This window comes from Massilia aurea, from assembly GCF_014200505.1.
GTDB classification, from domain to species: domain Bacteria; phylum Pseudomonadota; class Gammaproteobacteria; order Burkholderiales; family Burkholderiaceae_D; genus Telluria; species Telluria aurea_B.
In genome coordinates this window covers 758,434-776,709 of record NZ_JACHBX010000001.1, presented here as the reverse complement: position 1 = coordinate 776,709, position 18,276 = coordinate 758,434, and the positions used below count along the sequence as shown (strand labels likewise).

The window sequence follows — 18,276 nt, the reverse complement described above, 5'->3', positions numbered from 1 at the left end:
TTTGTACGGACTGACCTGGACCTTTCGATAACATGCCGCGCCGACTGCCCCGTTCACTGACTCTCGCGGCAGCCCTCACGCTCGGGGGCGGCATGGCCGCCTCCTTCGGCCTGTTCATCGGCGTCAGTCACCTCGAATATGACAATATGGCGCTCGCCTTCGGCCAGCGCGCCGACCAGCGCGTGGCGGCGGTGCGCCAGGGCATGGGCCAGGCGTTCGAAGTCCTGGCCGTGACCAACCAGCTGTTTTCCAGAGGCGAGCCCGTCAGCCGCGAGCGGTTTGCCGACTTCACGTCCGCCCTGCTCGAGCGCCACCGCTTCATCCAGGCGTTCAATTTCCACCGCGTCGTGCCGGGCAATGAGCGCGCGTTAATCGAAGCCGAGCTGCAGCGCGTACGTCCCGGCACGATTCTGACCGAGATGACGCCGGGCGGCCAGGTACCCGCGCCGCTGCGCACCCGCTACCACGTCATCGAATACGTCGAACCGATGGCCGGCAACGAAGCGGCCCTGGGCCTGAACCTGTCCCACAACGCCGCCGTCATGGACGCACTCGAGCTGGCGCGCAGCACGGGCCAGCCGGCCGCCAGCAGCCTGTTCGCGCTGGCCCAGGCGCCGACAAGCCAGGCCAGCTTCGATCTGGTGCAGCCGGTGTTCGACAAGCAGGGCGTCATGCGCGGCAACACGGCCGTTGTCCTGCGGGGCAAGGAACTGGTGCGCGAATCGCTTGCCGCCGCCGGCCTGCTGGGTGGCGGCGACATCTTCGTGTCAGTGTATGCGAGCGACCATGCCGACCCTGCCGCCCTGCTGTTCTCGAACGGCCCAACGTCGCGCGCCTCGCGCCACGAATTTGCCGGCTGGCTGCGCCCCGACCACGGCATGCAGAACACCATACTGCACGCGGGCGGCCGGGCCTGGCGCGTTGAGGTCGCCGCAGCGCCCCGGCCGTTTTTGGCCGATCATCTCGCCTCGCTGTCGCTGCTGTGCGGGGGCATCCTCGTCACGCTGATGGGCGCCGCATTCGTGCAATCGGCTGGCGAGCGGGCGCGCAAGGTGCAGCAACTGGTGCGCCAGCGCACGTCGGAACTGCGCCGCAGCAACCGCCAGCTGATCGACGACATGGTCGCGCGCGAGCGCGCCGAAAAAGCGCTGCTGCACAGCGAGCAGCGTTTCCGCCAGCTGGTGTCGATGTCGTCGGACTGGTACTGGGAACAGGATGCCGAGCTGCGCTTCACGATGATCACCGGTGGCTTCACCGAAAAATCGGGCGTCGCCGTGCAGGGCCTGATCGGCAAGACGCGCTGGGAATACGTGCCGGGCCTGCTCGACAGCGAAAGCGGCCGTACCCACCTGGCCAAGATGCAGGCGCGCGAGGCGTTCAACAACCTTGAGTACCAGATCGTCGATGACGATGGCAACGCGCGCTGGTTCTGCGTCAATGGCGAGCCCGTGTTCGACGAGGCGGGCGTGCTCACCGGCTACCGCGGTACCGGCAGCGACATCACCGAGCGCAAGCTGACCGAGCAGCGCGTGCACCACGTGGCCCAGCACGACGTGCTCACCGGCCTGCCCAACCGCTCGCTGCTGCAGGATCGCCTGAGCCAGTCGATTGCGTTTGCCAGCCGCAGCGAGCGGCCGGTGTGGGTCATGCTGATCGACCTGGACCGCTTCAAGTTCGTCAACGACAGCATGGGCCACAAGGCCGGCGACGTGCTGCTGGTGACCGTGGCGGCGCGCCTGCGCGCGGCGCTGCGCGATGCCGATACCGTGGCGCGCCTGTCGGGCGACGAGTTCGTCGTGATCCTCAACGAGCATGCCGACGAGCCGCTCTCCCCAGCCGTCGTGCAGCGGATCATGGATGCCGTCGCGCAGCCGGTCATGCTCGGTAACAAGGAATTCTTCGTGACCTGCTCGGTGGGCGTGGCCGTGTTCCCGACTGAAGGCACACTGAGCGAAAACCTGATCGAGCACGCCGACATTGCCATGTACCGGGCCAAGAAGCTGGGGCGCAACAACTTCCAGTTCTTCACGCCGAGCATGAACGACGAGGCGATGGAACGGGTGCGCATCGAAGGCGCGCTGCGCAATGCGCTCGAACGCGACGAATTCGTGCTGCACTACCAGCCGCAGGTGGACATGAAGACGGGCCAGATCGTCGGCATGGAAGCGCTGATCCGCTGGAACCATCCCGAACTGGGCATGGTGCCGCCAGGGCGCTTTGTCGGCGTGGCCGAAGAAACCGGCCTGATTGTCCCGATCGGTGCCTGGGTCATGCGCACTGCCTGCGCGCAGAACAAGGCCTGGCAGGTCGCCGGCTACCCGCGCCTGCGGGTGGCAGTGAATTTGTCGGCGCGCCAGTTCGGCGCGGCCAACCTGATGGCCAGCCTGGAAGCGACGCTGCAGGAGACCGGGCTCGATGCAGCCTGCCTGGAGATTGAGCTGACTGAAAGCCTGTTCATGAGCGACGTCACGCCGGCGGTGGAGTTACTGCACCGGATGAAGGCGCTCGGGGTCAATCTGTCCATCGACGACTTCGGCACCGGCTATTCGAGCTTCTCGTACCTGTCGCGTTTCCCGATCGACGTGCTCAAGATCGACCGCTCGTTCGTGGCCGACATCACGCACGACGCCAACGACGCAGCCATCGTCTCGTCCATCATCGCACTGGCCCACAATCTGAAACTGGCCGTGATCGCCGAAGGCGTCGAGACGCTCGCGCAGCTCGACTACCTGCGCAGCCACGGCTGTGATGAAATGCAGGGCTATTACTTCAGCAAACCGGTGCCGGCGGACCAATTCGAGGCCTTGCTGGCCGAAGGCCGCTGCCTGCCAGCGCCAACGCTATCACCAGCGCCCGAGACCCTACCCGCCTAGCGTACGATCAGTTGCATGGCCGCCACGCGTGGCGGGACGAAGCCGTGTCATTACATAGCCGGCAGAACATTTGTATAGCTAAATAAACATTATTGGTCGTACAATCATCGGGCCAATGGCACAACCCCGAGACCTGGACCCCACAATGAATATGAATGACATGCCCGACCTGGCCATGACAACCAATACGACCACAACGCGCCACCAGCGCGTCGATGGCCGCACGTCCGATCTGGTCAACCAGGCGATCGCCTCGATTCCGACTCTCGGCCTGCAGCGCGCAGCAGAGTTTCTCGCGACGATGAACGTACCGGCCGAAGTGGCCGTGCGGGCGCTGGTCTATCCGGCCCGCCGCCGCGCGCACTAAGCAGGCGCAATGCTGCAGCCAGCTGCAGCTGCAACTGCAGCTGAGAATACAGAAACAGTTGAGCAGGCAATACAGTGGCCGTCCGCAATGGACGGCCGGCGCGGTCAGCGGCGCTCTTCGTTTAGGGCGATATCGGCCAGCGATTCACGGCCCTTGTCGCTCAGGCCATGGCCACCGCCTTCGAGCGGCACGATATGCGATTTGCGGTTCAGGAAGCGCAGCACGTCTTCGTCGAGCACCACCTGCGGATCGGCCGCCAGTGCGCGCAGGCCGGTGACGCAGCGGCGCAGGAACAGCACTTCTTCACCCTTGTCGGTCAGCGTCAGCCGCTTGTCGCGACCATACGACATCAGCTTGATGCCACACAGGCGCTTCGAATTGCGCCCGACACAGGCACTGGCCATCTCTTGTTTACCGCCGCGCCGCACCATGTCGAGTGCGTCGTATTCGTCCGTCGTGAGCTTTTCGTTTTTCATTACCGCGTTTCGTTGACCAAAGGGCGCATGGTACGCGTCGCAGCGCGCCGGGGCAACCTTCAGCGCAGCGAACGCAGGATCAGCCAACCCAGGCCGGCGCTGGCCAGTACGCCCAGCACGAGCGCGAGCTGCACGCTACGCGAGCCCAGCACCGAGCTGCGCCCCAGATAAATCTTGTTGTACAACGTCGAGCCCATGATCTCCTCCTGTTTTTCATGTTATCGACATTATAGAAAGCCCATTGCTGCCGTTCTGTGACAGGAAGCACGCGTGCCCTGTACACGGACGAAAAAGCAACAGTTTTCACCATGGCCTGCCGCGCGACATGGCCGCCCCGGGGCTGTTAGGATCGTACAACATTGATAACGCTATTGGAGCCCAGCATGAATGACACACCCAACAACGTCGACCCGAAAAACAAGGATCGCGCCATTTTTGATGAAGCCGACATCGGCAGCGGCGAACGCTCGCCCGGTCAGCACGACACCGAACAAATGATTCGCGAGATCCCGGGACTGCCGCCGGCAGGCAGCGATGACAAGCAAGAAGACAAGGAAGGTCAGCGCCAGGGACCCGGCGCTTGATCGGATACTATCAGTTTAGTGAGCCCGGATCGGTGGTTCGGGCATGCTCGGCTCTTCGACCGGGGCATTGACGGGATCGGGCACGTCGTCCGGCACCGGTGGTTGCGGCGGCGGCGCCAGTGGGTCGTTCGGCGCATCCGGATCGGGTGTCGTGTGCGCATGCAAAATGATCGGTTCGCGCGAGGCGTCGTTGGCATGGAATTGAATCATGGTCGCCTTTCGGTAAGTGATGGAGTCATGGGCAGACTAGCATGGCTGTCTCCCCGGGGCCGTACGATTGCCCGGCAACCGTCGGCCTTCACTACCACATGCTGCTGCGGCGGGGTGACTCGGCTATAGTGATGTTTTCACCACCTTCCCCGCCCCGCCATGCGCTTTTCCAGCCTGCTGTTTGCCCTCGCGCTTGGCGCCGCCTCGAGCGCCCACGCCGCCCCGATGAAACTCGACGACTACCTGGCCCTGCGCGGCCCTGCCCCGACCACCAAACTCGCCTATGGCCCCGCGCCGTCCCAGTACGCGGAACTGTTCGTGCCGCCCGGCGCCGGCCCGTTCCCGGTGGCGGTGCTGGTGCACGGTGGCTGCTGGAACAGCAAGTTTGGCGGCATCACCCAGTTTCGCAATATGGCCGGTGCGCTGGCCGCACGCGGCATCGCGGTCTGGAACGTCGAATACCGGCGCATCGATGAACCGGGCGGCGGCTATCCCGGCATGTACCTCGACATGCACGCCGCGCTCGACCTGCTGGCAACGCATGCGCCAGCGCACAAGCTCGACTTGGCCCGCATTGTCGCTGTCGGCCATTCTGCCGGCGGGCAGCTGGTGCAATGGATCGCGGGCCGCGCACGTATCCCGGCCGGCAGCCCGCTGCACCATGCCAATCCACTCAAGATCGACCGTATCGTGAGCCTGGGCGGCCTGGCCGACCTGCGCCACGAAGCGGCGCTGATCAAATCGAGCTGCGACCGCGATCTCACGCAACTGGCCGGCACCCCGAGCGCTGCGCGGCCCGACGTCCTGGTCGATACCAATGCCGCCGACCTGATGCCCAATGGCAGCCGCACCTGGCTCGTGACGGGTGCGCTCGACACGATTTCGCCGCCGCGCGTGGCACACGACTACGCGGCGCGCGCAGGCAAGCTGGGGGATGTGGCAGACGTCGTGATCCTGCCAGAGGCCAGCCATTACGATGAGGTCGCAACGAGTTCGCCGGCGTGGCCGACGGTGCTGAACGTGATCGAGGGAGCGCTGGGCTTGAGTACAGAAACGCCGTAGGACAGGCGGTGCGCGTCGCCGGGAGGCGACGCGGTGATACAGGGTCAAGCTGAGGTTATTGCGTGTACTTTACTGCTGGTTTACTGCGGTCTTTACTGCTGGCGCGACTTTTCTTCTTTCTTGACCTTCTTGGCTTCCTTCTTTTCCTTCATAGTCTTGGCCGGTTCTTTCTTGGTCGTCTTCTTTGCATCCTGACTTTTGCTCATGGTGGTGCTCCATTCGTGGTGGTTGCTGCGGATGTCATCAGAACGTGCCGGACAGCGCGTCGGGCATCATGCGGATAGTACCACCATGCTAATCGCGCCCGGTAGCGCTGCGCCGCGCCAGCGGGACGTCCAGCACCAGATCGTCGCGCGCCAGCGCCACGCAGGGCAGGATGTCGCCATCACGCCGCTCGTCGACCGACAGGCCTGGCCACTCGACCGTGTACGCCACCTTGCCGGCGCGCACACGGCACAGGCAGGTGCGACAGGTTCCGTTGCGACATGAGCTGGGCAGCTCGATCCCGGCAGCCTCGAGTGCGTGCAGCACGGTCGTGGCCGCGCCAACAACGACGCTGGCGCCAAGCGGCATGACGGTAACGGTGTAGACAGGCTGATCCATAGTGCAATTGTAGCCTCAATGAAACAGTTGGCCGGCTGTGAGTACGCTGACGCACAGACCTGGAGGATGCATTTCACTACTCTACAGTTTTCCAGAAGCAAACCCGGAGACCGCATGAACAAGATAACCGCCCTGACCCTGATCGCCGCCCTTGGAGGCACGCTGACCCACGCCATCGCGCAACAGCCTGCCCCGCTGCCGCCAGCCGCCCAACCGGCGACGACGGCCCAGAATACGACGATGTCGACGGCGGTGACCGCTGCGCCCGGCGCTGTGCAGGATCCGGCCATTGCCGAGCAGGCAGAATTCGAAAAACTGCTGCGTGCCCAGGTGCTGCTCGAACGCATTTACCTCTCCCCGGGTGAACTGGATGGCGCCTACGGCTCGAACATGCGCCAGGCCCTGAACACGTTCCAGGCCGTGCGCAAGCTGCCGGTCACCGGCAAGCTCGATGACGCGACCTGGAATGCCCTCGCCACCGACACCACGCCCACGCTGGCCGAATATGCGCTGATTCCCGAAGACGTCGAAGGCCCGTTCCAGCCGGTGCCCGACACGATGATGGAAAAAGCCAAGCTGGCCCAGCTGGGCTACGCCAATGTGCTCGAAGGCCTGGGCGAAAAATTCCACGCCAGCCCGGAACTGCTGCAGCGCCTCAATCCTGGCAAGACCTTCGCCCGCGCGGGCGAACGCATCATGGTCCCGAACGTGAGCGGCAAGGAACCACTGGCGCAGGCCACCAAGGTCGTCGTGCGCGATGGCGCCAAGACGCTGCAACTGTTTGACGCATCGGGTCGCCTGCTGGCCCAGTATCCGGCCTCGACCGGCAGCAGCCGCGATCCGCTGCCGATCGGCACCTGGAAAATCGAGGGCGTGCACGCCAATCCGGTCTACAACTACAACCCGAAACTGTTCTGGGACGCCAAGCCGGGCGACAAGGCAACCCCTGTCAAGCCAGGCCCGAACAACCCGGTCGGCGTGATGTGGATCGACCTGTCCAAGCCGCACTACGGCATCCACGGCACGCCAGTGCCGGGCCACGTGGGCAAGACCGAATCGCATGGCTGCATCCGCCTGACCAACTGGAGCGCCGCTGAAGTGGGCGCCGCCGTGTCGGCTGGCACCGAAGTGATCCTGCAAAAATAACGCACGCCCCAGGCACACACGCGGCGCCCGTGGCGCCGCACGGAGAACAAGATGAAATGGTTGATCACGTTTATTCTCGGCGTGCTGGTCGGCGCCGCGATCCTGTTCGTGGCATTGCAGGATGTGCCAGAAAAGCCGGCGACCGAGGTTGCAGCCACGGCGCCCGCGGCACCCGGCATTCCGGCGTCGCAGATCGAGGGCCAGCTGCCACCGGCGCCGGTCGTCGTGCCGAACCTGGAAGATGCCGACCTGCCACTGCGCCCGACGCCGGACGCCAATGCCGCGACAGGTTCCGCTGCTCCGACGACGATGCCGGGCAAGCTGCTGGTGCCGGTGCAAGGCATCAAGTCGGCCCAGCTGACCGACACCTTCTACCAGCCGCGCGGCGAGCAGCGCCAGCACGAGGCGCTCGACATCATGGCCCCGACCGGCACGCCTGTCGTTGCCGTGGCCGATGGCAAGGTCGCCAAGCTGTTTCACAGCAAGCCGGGTGGCCTGACCGTCTATCAGTTCGATCCGACCGGCCAGTTCGCGTATTACTACGCCCACCTGGACCGCTACGCCGACGGCATCGCCGAAGGCATGGAGGTCAAGCGTGGCACGTTGATCGGTTATGTCGGCGTGACCGGCAATTCTGATCCAAACGCACCGCACCTGCACTTCGCCGTCGTCGCCCTGACGCCGGAGAAGCAGTGGTGGAAAGGCACGCCGCTCAATCCGTTTCCACTGATGAGCGATCAGTGATCACTACGGCGGCCGGTCCGACAACGGACGCGGTCGCCAATTCGTCGATGTCGGCCCCGACATTGATTGCTGCATAGGCGCGCGTGACAGCCACCACTTCGCGGCTGCCCGTCCCGTACAACTCCCCCGCCGACTCGATCATCTTCGCCCGCGCATCGGCGTAATCGGTGCTGGCCGTGAACTTGGTCGTGTTCGCACGGAACCAGATCCGGAACGCCTTGTCGATGCCAATGCCCGTCATCGCCAGCGGGCGCCGCTTCAGGTAGCTGCTCCACGCATCATTCGTCTTGTCGGCCGCTGAACCCCGCGCCAGGAAATAAAACATCCGGTTATTCGGGCCGCTGCTGTAATGCACGTCCAGGCGCTTGAGGCTGGTACTCCAGGCGTCGCGGCTGCTGCCATCCTTGCTCGGCTTGATCATCCAGCGCAGCGGCTTGCCGTCGCGGGCGATCTCGCTGCCCAGCATCCAGTCGTTTCCCAGCTCTGGCACAACCTCTCCCTTGCCGCCGGCGCGCGCATACGCTTCGACGGCTTCGCCGGCGATGTCCGAACTCGACTCGTTCAGGCCGCCCGATTCGCCCGTGTAGACCAGGTTGGATGTGGCGGCCGTGACGCCGTGCCCCATTTCATGGCCGATCACGTCGATCGCCGCCAGGTTCGTGAAGAAGGTGCCATCGCCGATGAACATGCAGTGACAGGTGTCGCTGTAGTAGGCGTTGTCGTAGCCGCGGTTGACATGCACGGCAATGTGCGAGGCTGTATCCTGGCCGTCGAGCGCGCGCCAGCCCAGCACGTTCAGGTGCAGGTCATAGGTATTCATCAGGCCCCACATGGCGTTGACGGCCGCGGTCTGGCCGTTGGCGCCTGTCGTGCTGGCGCCTTCGACGAACTGCTTGCCGTCGCCCCAGGTGTTGCTGCTGTTGGTGTAGACGCGCCCGCTCGTGGTGCCGTGGTTGGCGTTGGTGATTGCCATCGCACCGAACGAACCGCCCTTGCCGCGCTGCGGGTCGAGCAACTGGTACACATTGCCATTGAATGTCGTACTAAGCGGCACTTCGCCGCTGTACTGGCTGCGACCGACACCTTCGACCGTTTGCAGCGAGTTCCAGCGATCAATGGTCTCACCCGTGCGCGCGTCGATAATGACGTCATAGAAGATCGGCTGCTCGCCGCTGCGCATGCGCACGCGCACGTGCCAGGCCAGCGTGTAGCGGTCGACTGTTTCGACCAGGTCGAGCGCATTGAGTTCGCTATCCGGTTTGGCGACAGAGCCAGGTGCGCGCTCATCGCGCATCACGGGATAGATCACCAGCTCGGCAGTAGGAAGCTTGACGTTGACGGCGCGGGACGGACTGCCCTTGAGGGCGGCGCTGATGGCCGCCTTGCGCTTGATGACTGGTGTGGTGTCGAAGCCGGTGGTGACGGGGCTCAGCGCCCCGGCCGCGCCGCGCCCCAGCTGCAGGCGGCGAGGCGAAGCGCTTTCTGAGACGATCTGCTGGCGTGCATCGAGCACGACGACCGACTCGGAGCCGAAGATGCGCACGCCCTTGTACAGGTGCGCCGCACGGACCACGTGCGTGCCCTGCACGCCGGGGTGCTGCGCGACGACGCGGTAGCCATGATCGGCATCAAGGCCGATGGCCGGCCGGCGCGCCGTCAGCTGGCTGATGACCTGCGTCTGCGCCTGCTTGTCCAACGTCAGTGGCGCGCTCATCATCGGCGCGCCGTGGACGCCGGGCGCCAGCGCGATGGCGGCACCCAGCAGAACTGCCCTGAACAACGGTTGAGGAATCATCTCGGCTCCATCCGGTATGCCGGGCCAGGTGGCGCCGGTCATCGACCATGATGGACGTGCAAATAAACGAGTATTTGCTTGAGAACAATGTCCCCTACCTACGGCGCTTCATCAGATACACCGCCGTGCCAACAACGGCCACCCCCAGTGCAACCTTCTTCGCCAGGCCCGCCTTGTTGTGCTGGAACTCGGCCTTGATGCCCATCTCGGCCAGCACGTTCGGAATCTTGCCGCTGGCAAGATCCTCGCCGATCCCTTCGACCATGTTGACACGGTCAGCCACCAGCAACAGCAGCCAGTGGCGCACGTCGTTCTCGGTCAGCTTGAAGGCCTGGCGCCGGATCATGCCAGAGAGGCCGGACGGCGGCTGGACCGTGCCGAACAGCGGCGTGCGGCCCGGCCGCTCGGTGGAGACGAGCACCTCGACGCGCTCTTCCTGCGGCGCAGGATCCCCGTCCGGGACGTTGATGAAGCGCGGCGGCGTGCGTTCCATCGGCACGCCGGGCCGGTCTTTGCGGTCGAGGTCGGCGCCCCAGCCCTGGATGTGCGCCAGTTGCGCGCGCGTGGGACGGCGTGGCGCAATTGCACCGTGGACGTGGCCGACGTGGCCATCGTTGTCGTGTTCGCCTGGCGCGTGCTCGCCGTCGTGCTGGTCGTTGGCGCTCACGATGTCGTTACGTGTCTGCATAATGTGTCCTCGTATTGATCTGCATTAGTGATCTGCATGTCGGTTACGCTGCGATGCTGGCCTTGACGGCGCGTACTTCGTTCGCACGCGGCGGAATCAGGATCGTCTTGATGCAGTTATCGAGCTTGCTCGAGAAAATGTGATACGCATCCGACACTTCTTCCAGTGGCACGCGGTGCGTGATGATGGCTTTCGGGTCGATGCGGCCGGCACGGATGTGCTCGATCAAGCGTGGCAGATGGCGGCGCACGCTGGCCTGGTTCATGCGCAGCGTCAAACCCTTGTTCAGCGCATTGCCGATCGGGACCGCATTGAAGGTCGGCCCATACACGCCGACGATCGACACGTTGCCGCCCTTGCGCACCGAGTTGATGCACCAGTGCAGCACGGTCGCGGCGCCAGCCTGCATCATCGTGTAGACACCCGTGATGGTCTGCATCGTGTTGCCCGCCGCTTCGCAGCCGACCGCGTCGATGCAGACGTCAGCGCCCATCCAGTCGGTCATTTTCTTGATGTGCAGCGCCATGTCGCGCACTTCCTTGAAGTTCACGACTTCGCACTGCGCGTAGTTCTTGACGAATTCGAGGCGGTATTCGATCTCGTCGACGACGATCACGCGGCCCGCGCCCATCAGCCAGGCCGACTTGGCGGCAAAGATGCCGACCGGACCCGCGCCGAACACGACGACCGTGTCGCCTTCCTTGATGTCGCCCATTTCAGCGGCCTGGTAACCGGTGGGCAGCGCGTCAGTGAGCAGCACGGCGTCATCGTCATGGATGTCTTCCGGGATGATCATTGGGCCGACGTCGGCCATCGGCACGCGCACGTACTCGGCCTGGCCGCCGTCGTAGCCGCCGGCGGTGTGCGAGTAACCGTAGATCGCACCCACGGCGGTCGACTGCGAATTTGTGTTGTGGCAATTGCCGTACAGCTCGTGCTGGCAAAAGAAGCAGGAGCCGCAAAAGACGTTGAACGGCACCAGCACCTTGTCGCCCACCTTGAGCTTGTGGACATCCGATCCGACTTCTTCGACGATGCCGATGAATTCGTGGCCAAAGGTGTGGCCGACGCGGGTATCGGGCACCAGGCCGTGGTACAGGTGCAGGTCAGAACCGCAGATGCAGGCGCGGGTGACGCGCACGATGGCGTCGCCCGGGTGCTCGATGACGGGTTCAGGCTTCTGGTCGGCGCGGACACGGTAGGGCCCGCGGTAGTTCATGGCAAGCATAAGCACTCCTTGGCAAGTTCTGTAAGGTGATGTCGGCGCGCGTTGAATAGCGTGCTGATCTAACACTAACTTATGTCAAGTTACCAAGAATTGCCATACGCGCACGGTAACGAACACGCATTTTTACGCACTTACCCCGAATTAGTGTCCGCCTTTATACCCGACAGGAAACTTTATCACGCCTTTTATAGATTTTTGGCATCAATAGTATTGCACGAGGCGACTTCACCACTTTCCAGGCCACGCTCGAACCAGCGGACGCGCTGCGCCGATGTGCCGTGCGTGAACGAGTCCGGCACCACCACGCCGCGCGACTGCTTTTGCAGCGCATCGTCGCCGATGGCGCTGGCTGCGTTCAGAGCGGCTTCGACATCACCCTGCTCCAGGATCTTTGCACGCTGATCGGTGCGTTTGGCCCAGACACCGGCGAAGCAGTCGGCTTGCAATTCGAGTTTGACCGACAGGACATTGCCTTGCTTTTCAGACGCGTTCTGCTGTGCCGCATGCACCTTGTCGGAAATCCCGAGCAGGTTCTGGACATGGTGACCGACCTCGTGCGCGATCACGTACGCCTGGGCAAATTCGCCGCCAGCGTTAAAACGCTGCTGCATCGTGCGGAAGAAATCCAGGTCGATGTACACCGATGCATCGGCCGGGCAGTAGAACGGCCCGGTCGCACTCTGGCCGACACCGCACGAGGTGTTCGTGCGGCCGTCGAACAGCACGAGTTTGGCCGGCTGGTATTGCGCATTCTGTTCGGTGAAGATCTGGGTCCATGCATCTTCGGTGTAGGCCAGCGTGGTGCGCACGAACTTGCTTTCGCGGTCGTCGGCCGGCGCCGCGCGTGGCTGCGACGATTGTTGCACCTGCGGCGCGCCGCCACCCGACAGCAGGCTCAGGATCGTGGCCGGCGAGACGCCCAAAAAGTAGGACCCCACCAGTGCGATGACGATGGTGCCGATGCCGATCGAGCGCCCGCCAATACCGAAGCCACCACCACCTCCCCCGCCACTGTCGCCCCGACGGTCTTCGACATTGCTGCTTTCACGGTCACCATCCCAACGCATACGTTCTCCTAGTCGTCCAGTTGTTGATTCAGCGGCTGTTGCGCTTGAGGTTGGAGGTATCGGCGCGCTCGCGCGCATCCTTGCCGCGCAGGTCGTCGACGGGCGACAGGCCCGCACGCTGCTCGTCATTCAGTGCGCGCTCGCGGCGCTCGCGGGCAATTTCGCGGTCCATGCGGCCGCGCGGGACGTCGTCCATGTCAAAGCTTTTCATTTTGCGTGTTCTCTCTCGTTGTCGTTGTCGTTTGACTATGTTGGTGAGTATGGTTGGTCGCCGTCATCCGGTATGTTCGAGTGATCACATAATGCATCAAATTCCAACGGCATACGACCCGGTTCGTGCGCACCGCGCCGCGCAATTCATGCGATGCTTGCGCCATGACATCTATCCAAGCCACTGCCCTGCTCACCCTTGGCACGACCCTGCGCCAGGCCGGTTACCGCTTCATGACAGTCACGCCGTCGACGCACCGGCGCATCAACGGCCGGCCCGGCAACGAACAGGCGCGTGACCTGCGCGACGTGTTCGGCTGGAGCCGGCCGTTTGCGCCCGCCGTGCTGCCGCCCGGCATGCTAGAACTGATGGCGGATGCCGGCGTACTGGCTGGCGAAGGCGACGCGCTGCGCTCGACCGTGCGCGCCTCGACGCTGGACGACCTGCTGCTGTTTCACTCGGCCTTTCCGACGCACGACGACGATGCGGTGTTCTTCGGGCCGGACACCTACCGCTTCATCGGTGCCATGCGGCGCGCATTCGCGTCAGCCGACCCTGCGCCCAAACGCGCGATCGATGTCGGCTGCGGCAGTGGCGCCGGTGCGCTGACGATCGCGCGTGCCTTCCCGGCTGCCGAGGTCATCGGCGCCGATGTCAACATGGCCGCGCTGGCGCTGTCCCGGGTGAACGCACAACTGAACGACGTGACGAGGTTCACGGCCTGCGAAAGCGACCTGTTCAATGGTGTGGCGGGCGAGGTCGACCTGATCGTGTCGAATCCGCCATTCGTCCTCGATCCGGACGGGCGCCGCTACCGCCACGGCGGCGGTGAACGTGGCGCAGAGCTGTCGCGCCGCATCGTCGAAGAAGGCCTGCCGCGCTTGCGCTCCGGCGGACGGTTGCTGCTGTATACGGGTGTGGCGATCACTGGGGCCAATGACCATTTCCTTGAGAGCCTGCGCGCGCAGCTGGATGCGCAATGCGCATCGTGGTCGTACGAAGAGCTCGACCCCGACATCTTCGGCGGGCAGCTCGGCGAGCCCGGGTACGAAGAAGTCGAGCGGATTGCCGCAGTATGGCTGCAGGCGCGCAAGCGCTAAAAGCCGGTCAGCCCGGATTATTCCTGCGCCGCCGCCAGAAGCGGTCGAGAATCGGTTTGACGCTCAGACCATGCGCCAGGATCGACAGCATGATCACGGCAATCGTGATCTGGCTGAGCTGGCTTGCCAGGCCGGACGGCAAATCGTGGTTGATCGCATACATCAGGTAATACAGCGAGCCGATCCCGCGCACGCCGAACCAGGCGATCATCGACGTCACGCGCGGCGAGCGCCCGCAGCCCAGCAACCCCAGGTAGACGCTCAGCGGCCGCGCCACCACGAACAGGAACAGTGCCGTTAACACCGTCTGCCAGGTCCACGTCTGGATCGTCAGCATGCCGCCCAGCAGCAGCACCAGCGTCAATTCGGACAGGCGCTCGATGTGCTCCTTGAACACCAGTGATTCCGAGCTGACCGACAGCGGCGCCTGGGTTTGCCCTGCCGGGCCGGCAGGGGGCTCGTCCGGCACGAGCAGACCCTGGCGATCCTTGTGCGCGCCCGATGCCGTCAATTCGGTATGGCGCAGCGCCACGCCGGCCGCGAACACGGCCAGGAATCCCCACGCCATGCACTCGACCGTCACCGCGTACACGACGGCGATCAGGCCCAGGCCGACCAGGTCGTCCAGCACCTCGTGCTTGGGTTCCCTTCCCCGCAGCATCCAACCCAGGCGCCCGACCACATAGCCGCCCAGGGCACCGATCAGGATCGCCCCGAAGGTGGCCCAGATGACTTCCACGGCAAACCAGTGCAGCCCGAAGTCGCCAAGCTCATGCACGCCCAGCAAGCCAAGACCCAGCATCACGAATGGAAACGCGGAGCCATCGTTCATCCCCGCTTCGCAGGTGAGCGTGAAGCGCAATTCGTCGCGGTCGTCGGGATGGCGTACCTGGACATCGGTGGCCAGCACCGGATCGGTCGGGGCCAGGATCGCGCCCAGCAGAATGCCGGCCCCGACCGGCAGCCCGAGAACGTAATACGCGAAGGCAGCCACGAGCGCGACACTGATGGTCATCGACACCCACGCAAGCCGCAGCGCCGGCACCCAGCGCGGCCAGCGAATCGGCACAGGCATCTTGACGCCCGCCGAAAACAGCGACACCAGCACGGCGATCTCGGTCAGCGTTTCCAGCAAATGGGATTGGCCGATGGGATCGAACGAAAACACATGAAAGCCCGCCGGCCCGAGGACGAGTCCGACGCCCAGATAGATGATCGCGGACGTGACGGGCAACCGCGCCAACGTGGACGCCGCAAGCCCGCGCGCCAGCATCAGCATGCCGATCAGGAAAAACCAATGAGTTGTCGACATGGGATAGCCATCATTTTGAATCGGGCGATTGTACGGACAATGTCTGTACAGGCCCGTTGTGTAGCCAGCAGGAATGATTGCGCGGAAGACCATCGTGCATGTTGTAGGGTGGGCGGGTTTCCCGCCCACGCGTTCAACGCACCGTCGCACCGTCGCACCGTCCCACCGCGAAGCGAAGTCCGTTTGAACGCGTGGACGGGAACCCGTCCACCCTACGATGTTTACACGCCGCGCAATGAAAAAAGCCACCTTGCGGTGGCTTTTTTTTGCTACTTGGCGGAGAGGGTGGGATTCGCCTACATGCTGCAGGCCGCGCCATCGCGAGTACGCGATGGCCTTCTCATCCCACACGCAGGGCGCGCAGGCGCCCTGCTCCTCTGATACGCCGCGGAATGAAAAAAGCCACCTTGCGGTGGCTTTTTTTTGCTACTTGGCGGAGAGGGTGGGATTCGAACCCACGGTACGCTCGCGCGTACGCCTGATTTCGAGTCAGGTACATTCGACCACTCTGCCACCTCTCCAGATTCGGTCGTCTCGCATCGCTGCGAGAGGCCGCATTATACCGACAGCTTGGCGAATCTTGCAAGTAATGCCGTGCAACTTATTCTCATGATGGCGACTTGCTGTCCAGGTTAGCTCATGCACGGATGGCCAAGGCGGTGATCGCCGGGCCGTCGAGACTGAAATCGAAGACGATGCGCGCGGGGCTGCCGGGGAAGTTACCCGTGACTTCGGCCTGGACGATACAACCGGGCGGCGTTATGTCGCACGATACCGGATGCGCTGTCGCGCCGTAGCGGGCGCTGGTCGCGCGCTTCCATGCGCGGATCGCGTCGCGCCCGCAATACGCGTGTCCCTCGTCGCGCACCTCGGCATCCTGGCTGAAGCTCGCTGCCACCGCATCGGCGTCGTGTGCATTCGCGTGCAGAAAGTAGTCTGCGACCGGGGTGGGCATTGGGATTGTCATGGTGTCTCCTGAAGGTCGATGGAAGTCCACATCCTGCCAGCCTTGATTACCTGGCGATACACACAGTTAGCCGATAGACTATCAACTTCAAGTTCATGATCGCGGCGATGAAACATACTTCCCTGGACGCCATCCGCATCTTTCTGGCCGTCGCCGAAATGAAGAGTTTTACCGCCGCCGCCATCCGCATCGGCGTGACACCTGCCGCCGCCAGCAAGGCCGTGAAACTGCTCGAAGCGCAGCACGGCGTCATCCTCCTGACGCGCAATACGCGCCGGGTCCTGCTGACCGAGACGGGCAGCGCGCTGTACGCCGACCTGCTGGCGGCGACGTGCCAGATCGACGACGCGTTTTCGAGCCTGGCGCGCTTTCGGGACAAGCCGGCCGGCACCCTGCGGCTGACCGTCCCGCGCGCACTGGGCACGCTGGTGCTCAAAACATTGGCGCCGCAGTTCCGCCAGGCGCATCCCGACGTGGCGCTCGACATCTCGCTCGACGACGGCGAGGTCGATTTGCTGGAACGGGGGTACGACGCGGGCATTCGTCTCGGCCAGTCGGTCGCGCAAGGCATGGTCGCGGTGCGGTTGACGCCCGACCTGCGCTGGTCGGTCGTCGGCGCCCCTGCCTACTTCGCCGATGCCGGCCGGCCGCGCATACCGGAAGATCTCGTGCGCCACGCAACGATCCGCTACCGCTTCCATACCTCAAACATGCTGGCGCGCTGGCAGTTCACGCGCGATGGCGCCGCATTCCACGTCGAGACCGGCCACACGCTCGTGGTCAACGACACGGGCCTGATTGCCGACTTTGCCCGCTCGGGCCTGGGCCTGGCTTACCTGCCCGACATCGAGATCGCGCACGACCTCGAAAACGGCCGGCTCGAACGGGTCCTTGCACCGTTCGTCCCCAACACGTCAGGCCTCTACCTGTACTTCGCCGCGAAAGCGCAAGGCCAGCCCAAGCTGCGCGCCTTCATCGACATGGCCACCGCGCTGCGCGACGCCGCCGCCTGACCGTCCGCTGTACATGCAATGCCGCGTTTACACGGCATTGACAGGTGCGCCCTGCTCTTTTGCCCTGTTTTTACGGCTGCGTCGCTACGCTGGGCAGATCGAATCTGTTCAGGAAGCCAGCCATGATCATCGCCGTCGTCAATCAACACAGCAGCCCGGAACGCACGGTCGTGGCGCGCAACCTGGCGGTGCTGCGTGCGCGTGCGGGGCGTCGCGTATGCCTGATGACCACTGCCGGGAATGGCAACAGCGACTGGTCCGAGGACCGCAGCCATGCCGGCGTGCAGCCGTGGATCGAAACCCACCAGGTGGGCAGCCGCGCGGTCAAGACGCGCCTGGCCGCACTGCGCCCGCTGTTCGACGACATCCTGATCGACGCGGGCACGCGCGATACCGACGGCTGCCGCTGCGTGCTGGCCGAGAGCCGGCTGGTGGTGGTGCCGGTGCGCGGCTGCGCGCTCGAACTCGACCTGCAATACCACCTGTTGGCGCGCCTGCATGGTGCACGCACGTTCAACCCCGCCATGCGGGTGCTGTTTGTCGCGGTCAGTGACGCCGCCGGCCCAGGCGTCAGCGAGCGCGCCGCCGTGCTCGCGCACGTGGCGCGGGTCGACGATGCCACGCTGGCCGAAACGGTCCTGCATGCGCCGGCCGCGCGCGACTACGGGCCTGGCCGCTGCGTCTCGGACGCTACGACCTGCGATCCTGATCCGGCCGCCGAACTACGCGCGCTGTACGACGAGGTCTATCCGGCGGCAGTGCCGATGGCCTGCGCCGTGCAGGCGCAGATCAGTCGCCAGGAATCGTTGACACGCCGGATGTCACGGTAA

The 18,276-nt window shown here is 64.3% G+C and carries 20 protein-coding genes and 1 tRNA gene; 9 read left to right on the top strand and 12 right to left on the bottom strand.

Annotation, left to right across the window (positions count from 1 at the left end):
• Positions 1–92 precede the first annotated feature (92 nt).
• Together HD842_RS03420 and HD842_RS03415 are read left to right on the top strand one after the other, a co-directional pair.
• Positions 93–2,873: a bifunctional diguanylate cyclase/phosphodiesterase gene (locus tag HD842_RS03420; protein ID WP_229424577.1), complete on the top strand. Its 2,781-nt coding sequence runs from the start codon at positions 93–95 to the stop codon at positions 2,871–2,873.
• Between the two features lie 145 nt (positions 2,874–3,018).
• A complete protein-coding gene (locus HD842_RS03415) occupies positions 3,019–3,240 on the top strand; it encodes a hypothetical protein (RefSeq protein WP_183550969.1) in 222 nt (73 codons plus the stop codon).
• 104 nt (positions 3,241–3,344) lie between these two features.
• On the opposite strand, the gene HD842_RS03410 is transcribed toward HD842_RS03415, so the two are convergent.
• Together HD842_RS03410 and HD842_RS03405 are read right to left on the bottom strand one after the other, a co-directional pair.
• A complete protein-coding gene (locus HD842_RS03410; protein ID WP_183550964.1) occupies positions 3,345–3,716 on the bottom strand; it encodes a hypothetical protein in 372 nt (123 codons plus the stop codon).
• 59 nt (positions 3,717–3,775) lie between these two features.
• Positions 3,776–3,913, bottom strand: a complete 138-nt coding sequence (locus HD842_RS03405; protein ID WP_183550962.1) for a hypothetical protein — start codon at positions 3,911–3,913, stop codon at positions 3,776–3,778.
• 186 nt (positions 3,914–4,099) lie between these two features.
• Between HD842_RS03405 and HD842_RS03400 the strand changes: the two genes are divergently transcribed.
• A complete protein-coding gene (locus HD842_RS03400) occupies positions 4,100–4,300 on the top strand; it encodes a hypothetical protein (RefSeq protein WP_183550959.1) in 201 nt (66 codons plus the stop codon).
• Positions 4,301–4,315: 15 nt separating this feature from the next.
• Here HD842_RS03400 and HD842_RS03395 read toward each other — a convergent pair whose 3' ends face one another.
• Complete coding sequence (locus HD842_RS03395; protein WP_183553755.1) at positions 4,316–4,510, bottom strand: hypothetical protein; 195 nt, start codon at positions 4,508–4,510, stop codon at positions 4,316–4,318.
• Between the two features lie 159 nt (positions 4,511–4,669).
• Here HD842_RS03395 and HD842_RS03390 point away from each other — a divergent pair, with 159 nt between their 5' ends.
• Positions 4,670–5,572 (top strand): alpha/beta hydrolase, encoded by a 903-nt coding sequence (locus HD842_RS03390; protein ID WP_183550956.1) that lies wholly within the window; start codon positions 4,670–4,672, stop codon positions 5,570–5,572.
• 294 nt (positions 5,573–5,866) lie between these two features.
• Here the strand turns inward: HD842_RS03390 and HD842_RS03385 are convergent, their stop codons facing one another.
• Complete coding sequence (locus HD842_RS03385) at positions 5,867–6,175, bottom strand: 2Fe-2S iron-sulfur cluster-binding protein (protein ID WP_183550953.1); 309 nt, start codon at positions 6,173–6,175, stop codon at positions 5,867–5,869.
• Positions 6,176–6,289: 114 nt separating this feature from the next.
• Between HD842_RS03385 and HD842_RS03380 the strand changes: the two genes are divergently transcribed.
• Both HD842_RS03380 and HD842_RS03375 read left to right on the top strand, forming a co-directional pair.
• Positions 6,290–7,321 carry a L,D-transpeptidase family protein gene (locus HD842_RS03380; RefSeq protein WP_183550950.1) on the top strand — a complete coding sequence of 344 codons (1,032 nt, stop codon included), beginning with the start codon at positions 6,290–6,292 and terminating at the stop codon, positions 7,319–7,321.
• Between the two features lie 51 nt (positions 7,322–7,372).
• Entirely contained in the window at positions 7,373–8,065 is a 693-nt protein-coding gene (locus tag HD842_RS03375; RefSeq protein WP_183550947.1) for a M23 family metallopeptidase, read from the top strand.
• Here HD842_RS03375 and HD842_RS03370 read toward each other — a convergent pair.
• From HD842_RS03370 to HD842_RS03350, 5 genes are all read right to left on the bottom strand, one after another.
• Positions 8,034–9,860 (bottom strand): M4 family metallopeptidase, encoded by a 1,827-nt coding sequence (locus HD842_RS03370; RefSeq protein ID WP_183550944.1) that lies wholly within the window; start codon positions 9,858–9,860, stop codon positions 8,034–8,036. The genes HD842_RS03375 and HD842_RS03370 overlap by 32 nt on opposite strands.
• Positions 9,861–9,954: 94 nt before the next feature.
• The gene (locus HD842_RS03365; protein ID WP_183550941.1) at positions 9,955–10,548 is read right to left on the bottom strand and encodes a hypothetical protein; all 594 of its coding nucleotides are present in this window, start codon (positions 10,546–10,548) and stop codon (positions 9,955–9,957) included.
• A gap of 43 nt (positions 10,549–10,591) precedes the next feature.
• Positions 10,592–11,776, bottom strand: coding sequence for a zinc-dependent alcohol dehydrogenase (locus HD842_RS03360; RefSeq protein ID WP_183550937.1), 1,185 nt, complete (start codon positions 11,774–11,776; stop codon positions 10,592–10,594).
• Between the two features lie 185 nt (positions 11,777–11,961).
• The gene (gene ypfJ, locus HD842_RS03355) at positions 11,962–12,843 is read right to left on the bottom strand and encodes a KPN_02809 family neutral zinc metallopeptidase (RefSeq protein ID WP_183550934.1); all 882 of its coding nucleotides are present in this window, start codon (positions 12,841–12,843) and stop codon (positions 11,962–11,964) included.
• A 28-nt stretch (positions 12,844–12,871) separates the two neighbouring features.
• Entirely contained in the window at positions 12,872–13,054 is a 183-nt protein-coding gene (locus HD842_RS03350) for a hypothetical protein (RefSeq protein WP_183550931.1), read from the bottom strand.
• Positions 13,055–13,218: 164 nt separating this feature from the next.
• Here HD842_RS03350 and HD842_RS03345 point away from each other — a divergent pair, with 164 nt between their 5' ends.
• Positions 13,219–14,154 (top strand): methyltransferase, encoded by a 936-nt coding sequence (locus tag HD842_RS03345; RefSeq protein WP_183550928.1) that lies wholly within the window; start codon positions 13,219–13,221, stop codon positions 14,152–14,154.
• A gap of 7 nt (positions 14,155–14,161) precedes the next feature.
• Here HD842_RS03345 and HD842_RS03340 read toward each other — a convergent pair whose 3' ends face one another.
• The 3 genes from HD842_RS03340 to HD842_RS03330 all read right to left on the bottom strand — a co-directional run bounded on the left by HD842_RS03340 (position 14,162) and on the right by HD842_RS03330 (position 16,433).
• Positions 14,162–15,466, bottom strand: a complete 1,305-nt coding sequence (locus HD842_RS03340; protein WP_183550925.1) for a cation:proton antiporter — start codon at positions 15,464–15,466, stop codon at positions 14,162–14,164.
• 431 nt (positions 15,467–15,897) lie between these two features.
• A tRNA-Ser gene (locus HD842_RS03335) sits at positions 15,898–15,987 on the bottom strand.
• 116 nt (positions 15,988–16,103) lie between these two features.
• Positions 16,104–16,433, bottom strand: a complete 330-nt coding sequence (locus HD842_RS03330) for a nuclear transport factor 2 family protein (protein ID WP_183550923.1) — start codon at positions 16,431–16,433, stop codon at positions 16,104–16,106.
• Positions 16,434–16,540: 107 nt separating this feature from the next.
• Here HD842_RS03330 and HD842_RS03325 point away from each other — a divergent pair, with 107 nt between their 5' ends.
• Both HD842_RS03325 and HD842_RS03320 read left to right on the top strand, forming a co-directional pair.
• A complete protein-coding gene (locus tag HD842_RS03325; protein WP_183550921.1) occupies positions 16,541–17,446 on the top strand; it encodes a LysR family transcriptional regulator in 906 nt (301 codons plus the stop codon).
• Between the two features lie 122 nt (positions 17,447–17,568).
• A complete protein-coding gene (locus HD842_RS03320; RefSeq protein WP_183550919.1) occupies positions 17,569–18,276 on the top strand; it encodes a hypothetical protein in 708 nt (235 codons plus the stop codon).

What these genes read in the sequence shown, in the direction of transcription:
- HD842_RS03420 (WP_229424577.1), top strand. Translation starts at nt 93, where the DNA reads ATGGCCGCCTCCTTCGGCCTGTTCATCGGCGTCAGTCACCTCGAATAT.
- HD842_RS03415 (WP_183550969.1), top strand. Translation starts at nt 3,019, where the DNA reads ATGAATATGAATGACATGCCCGACCTGGCCATGACAACCAATACGACC.
- HD842_RS03410 (WP_183550964.1), bottom strand. Translation starts at nt 3,716, where the DNA reads ATGAAAAACGAAAAGCTCACGACGGACGAATACGACGCACTCGACATG.
- HD842_RS03405 (WP_183550962.1), bottom strand. Translation starts at nt 3,913, where the DNA reads ATGGGCTCGACGTTGTACAACAAGATTTATCTGGGGCGCAGCTCGGTG.
- HD842_RS03400 (WP_183550959.1), top strand. Translation starts at nt 4,100, where the DNA reads ATGAATGACACACCCAACAACGTCGACCCGAAAAACAAGGATCGCGCC.
- HD842_RS03395 (WP_183553755.1), bottom strand. Translation starts at nt 4,510, where the DNA reads ATGATTCAATTCCATGCCAACGACGCCTCGCGCGAACCGATCATTTTG.
- HD842_RS03390 (WP_183550956.1), top strand. Translation starts at nt 4,670, where the DNA reads ATGCGCTTTTCCAGCCTGCTGTTTGCCCTCGCGCTTGGCGCCGCCTCG.
- HD842_RS03385 (WP_183550953.1), bottom strand. Translation starts at nt 6,175, where the DNA reads ATGGATCAGCCTGTCTACACCGTTACCGTCATGCCGCTTGGCGCCAGC.
- HD842_RS03380 (WP_183550950.1), top strand. Translation starts at nt 6,290, where the DNA reads ATGAACAAGATAACCGCCCTGACCCTGATCGCCGCCCTTGGAGGCACG.
- HD842_RS03375 (WP_183550947.1), top strand. Translation starts at nt 7,373, where the DNA reads ATGAAATGGTTGATCACGTTTATTCTCGGCGTGCTGGTCGGCGCCGCG.
- HD842_RS03370 (WP_183550944.1), bottom strand. Translation starts at nt 9,860, where the DNA reads ATGATTCCTCAACCGTTGTTCAGGGCAGTTCTGCTGGGTGCCGCCATC.
- HD842_RS03365 (WP_183550941.1), bottom strand. Translation starts at nt 10,548, where the DNA reads ATGCAGACACGTAACGACATCGTGAGCGCCAACGACCAGCACGACGGC.
- HD842_RS03360 (WP_183550937.1), bottom strand. Translation starts at nt 11,776, where the DNA reads ATGCTTGCCATGAACTACCGCGGGCCCTACCGTGTCCGCGCCGACCAG.
- ypfJ (WP_183550934.1), bottom strand. Translation starts at nt 12,843, where the DNA reads ATGCGTTGGGATGGTGACCGTGAAAGCAGCAATGTCGAAGACCGTCGG.
- HD842_RS03350 (WP_183550931.1), bottom strand. Translation starts at nt 13,054, where the DNA reads ATGAAAAGCTTTGACATGGACGACGTCCCGCGCGGCCGCATGGACCGC.
- HD842_RS03345 (WP_183550928.1), top strand. Translation starts at nt 13,219, where the DNA reads ATGACATCTATCCAAGCCACTGCCCTGCTCACCCTTGGCACGACCCTG.
- HD842_RS03340 (WP_183550925.1), bottom strand. Translation starts at nt 15,466, where the DNA reads ATGTCGACAACTCATTGGTTTTTCCTGATCGGCATGCTGATGCTGGCG.
- HD842_RS03330 (WP_183550923.1), bottom strand. Translation starts at nt 16,433, where the DNA reads ATGACAATCCCAATGCCCACCCCGGTCGCAGACTACTTTCTGCACGCG.
- HD842_RS03325 (WP_183550921.1), top strand. Translation starts at nt 16,541, where the DNA reads ATGAAACATACTTCCCTGGACGCCATCCGCATCTTTCTGGCCGTCGCC.
- HD842_RS03320 (WP_183550919.1), top strand. Translation starts at nt 17,569, where the DNA reads ATGATCATCGCCGTCGTCAATCAACACAGCAGCCCGGAACGCACGGTC.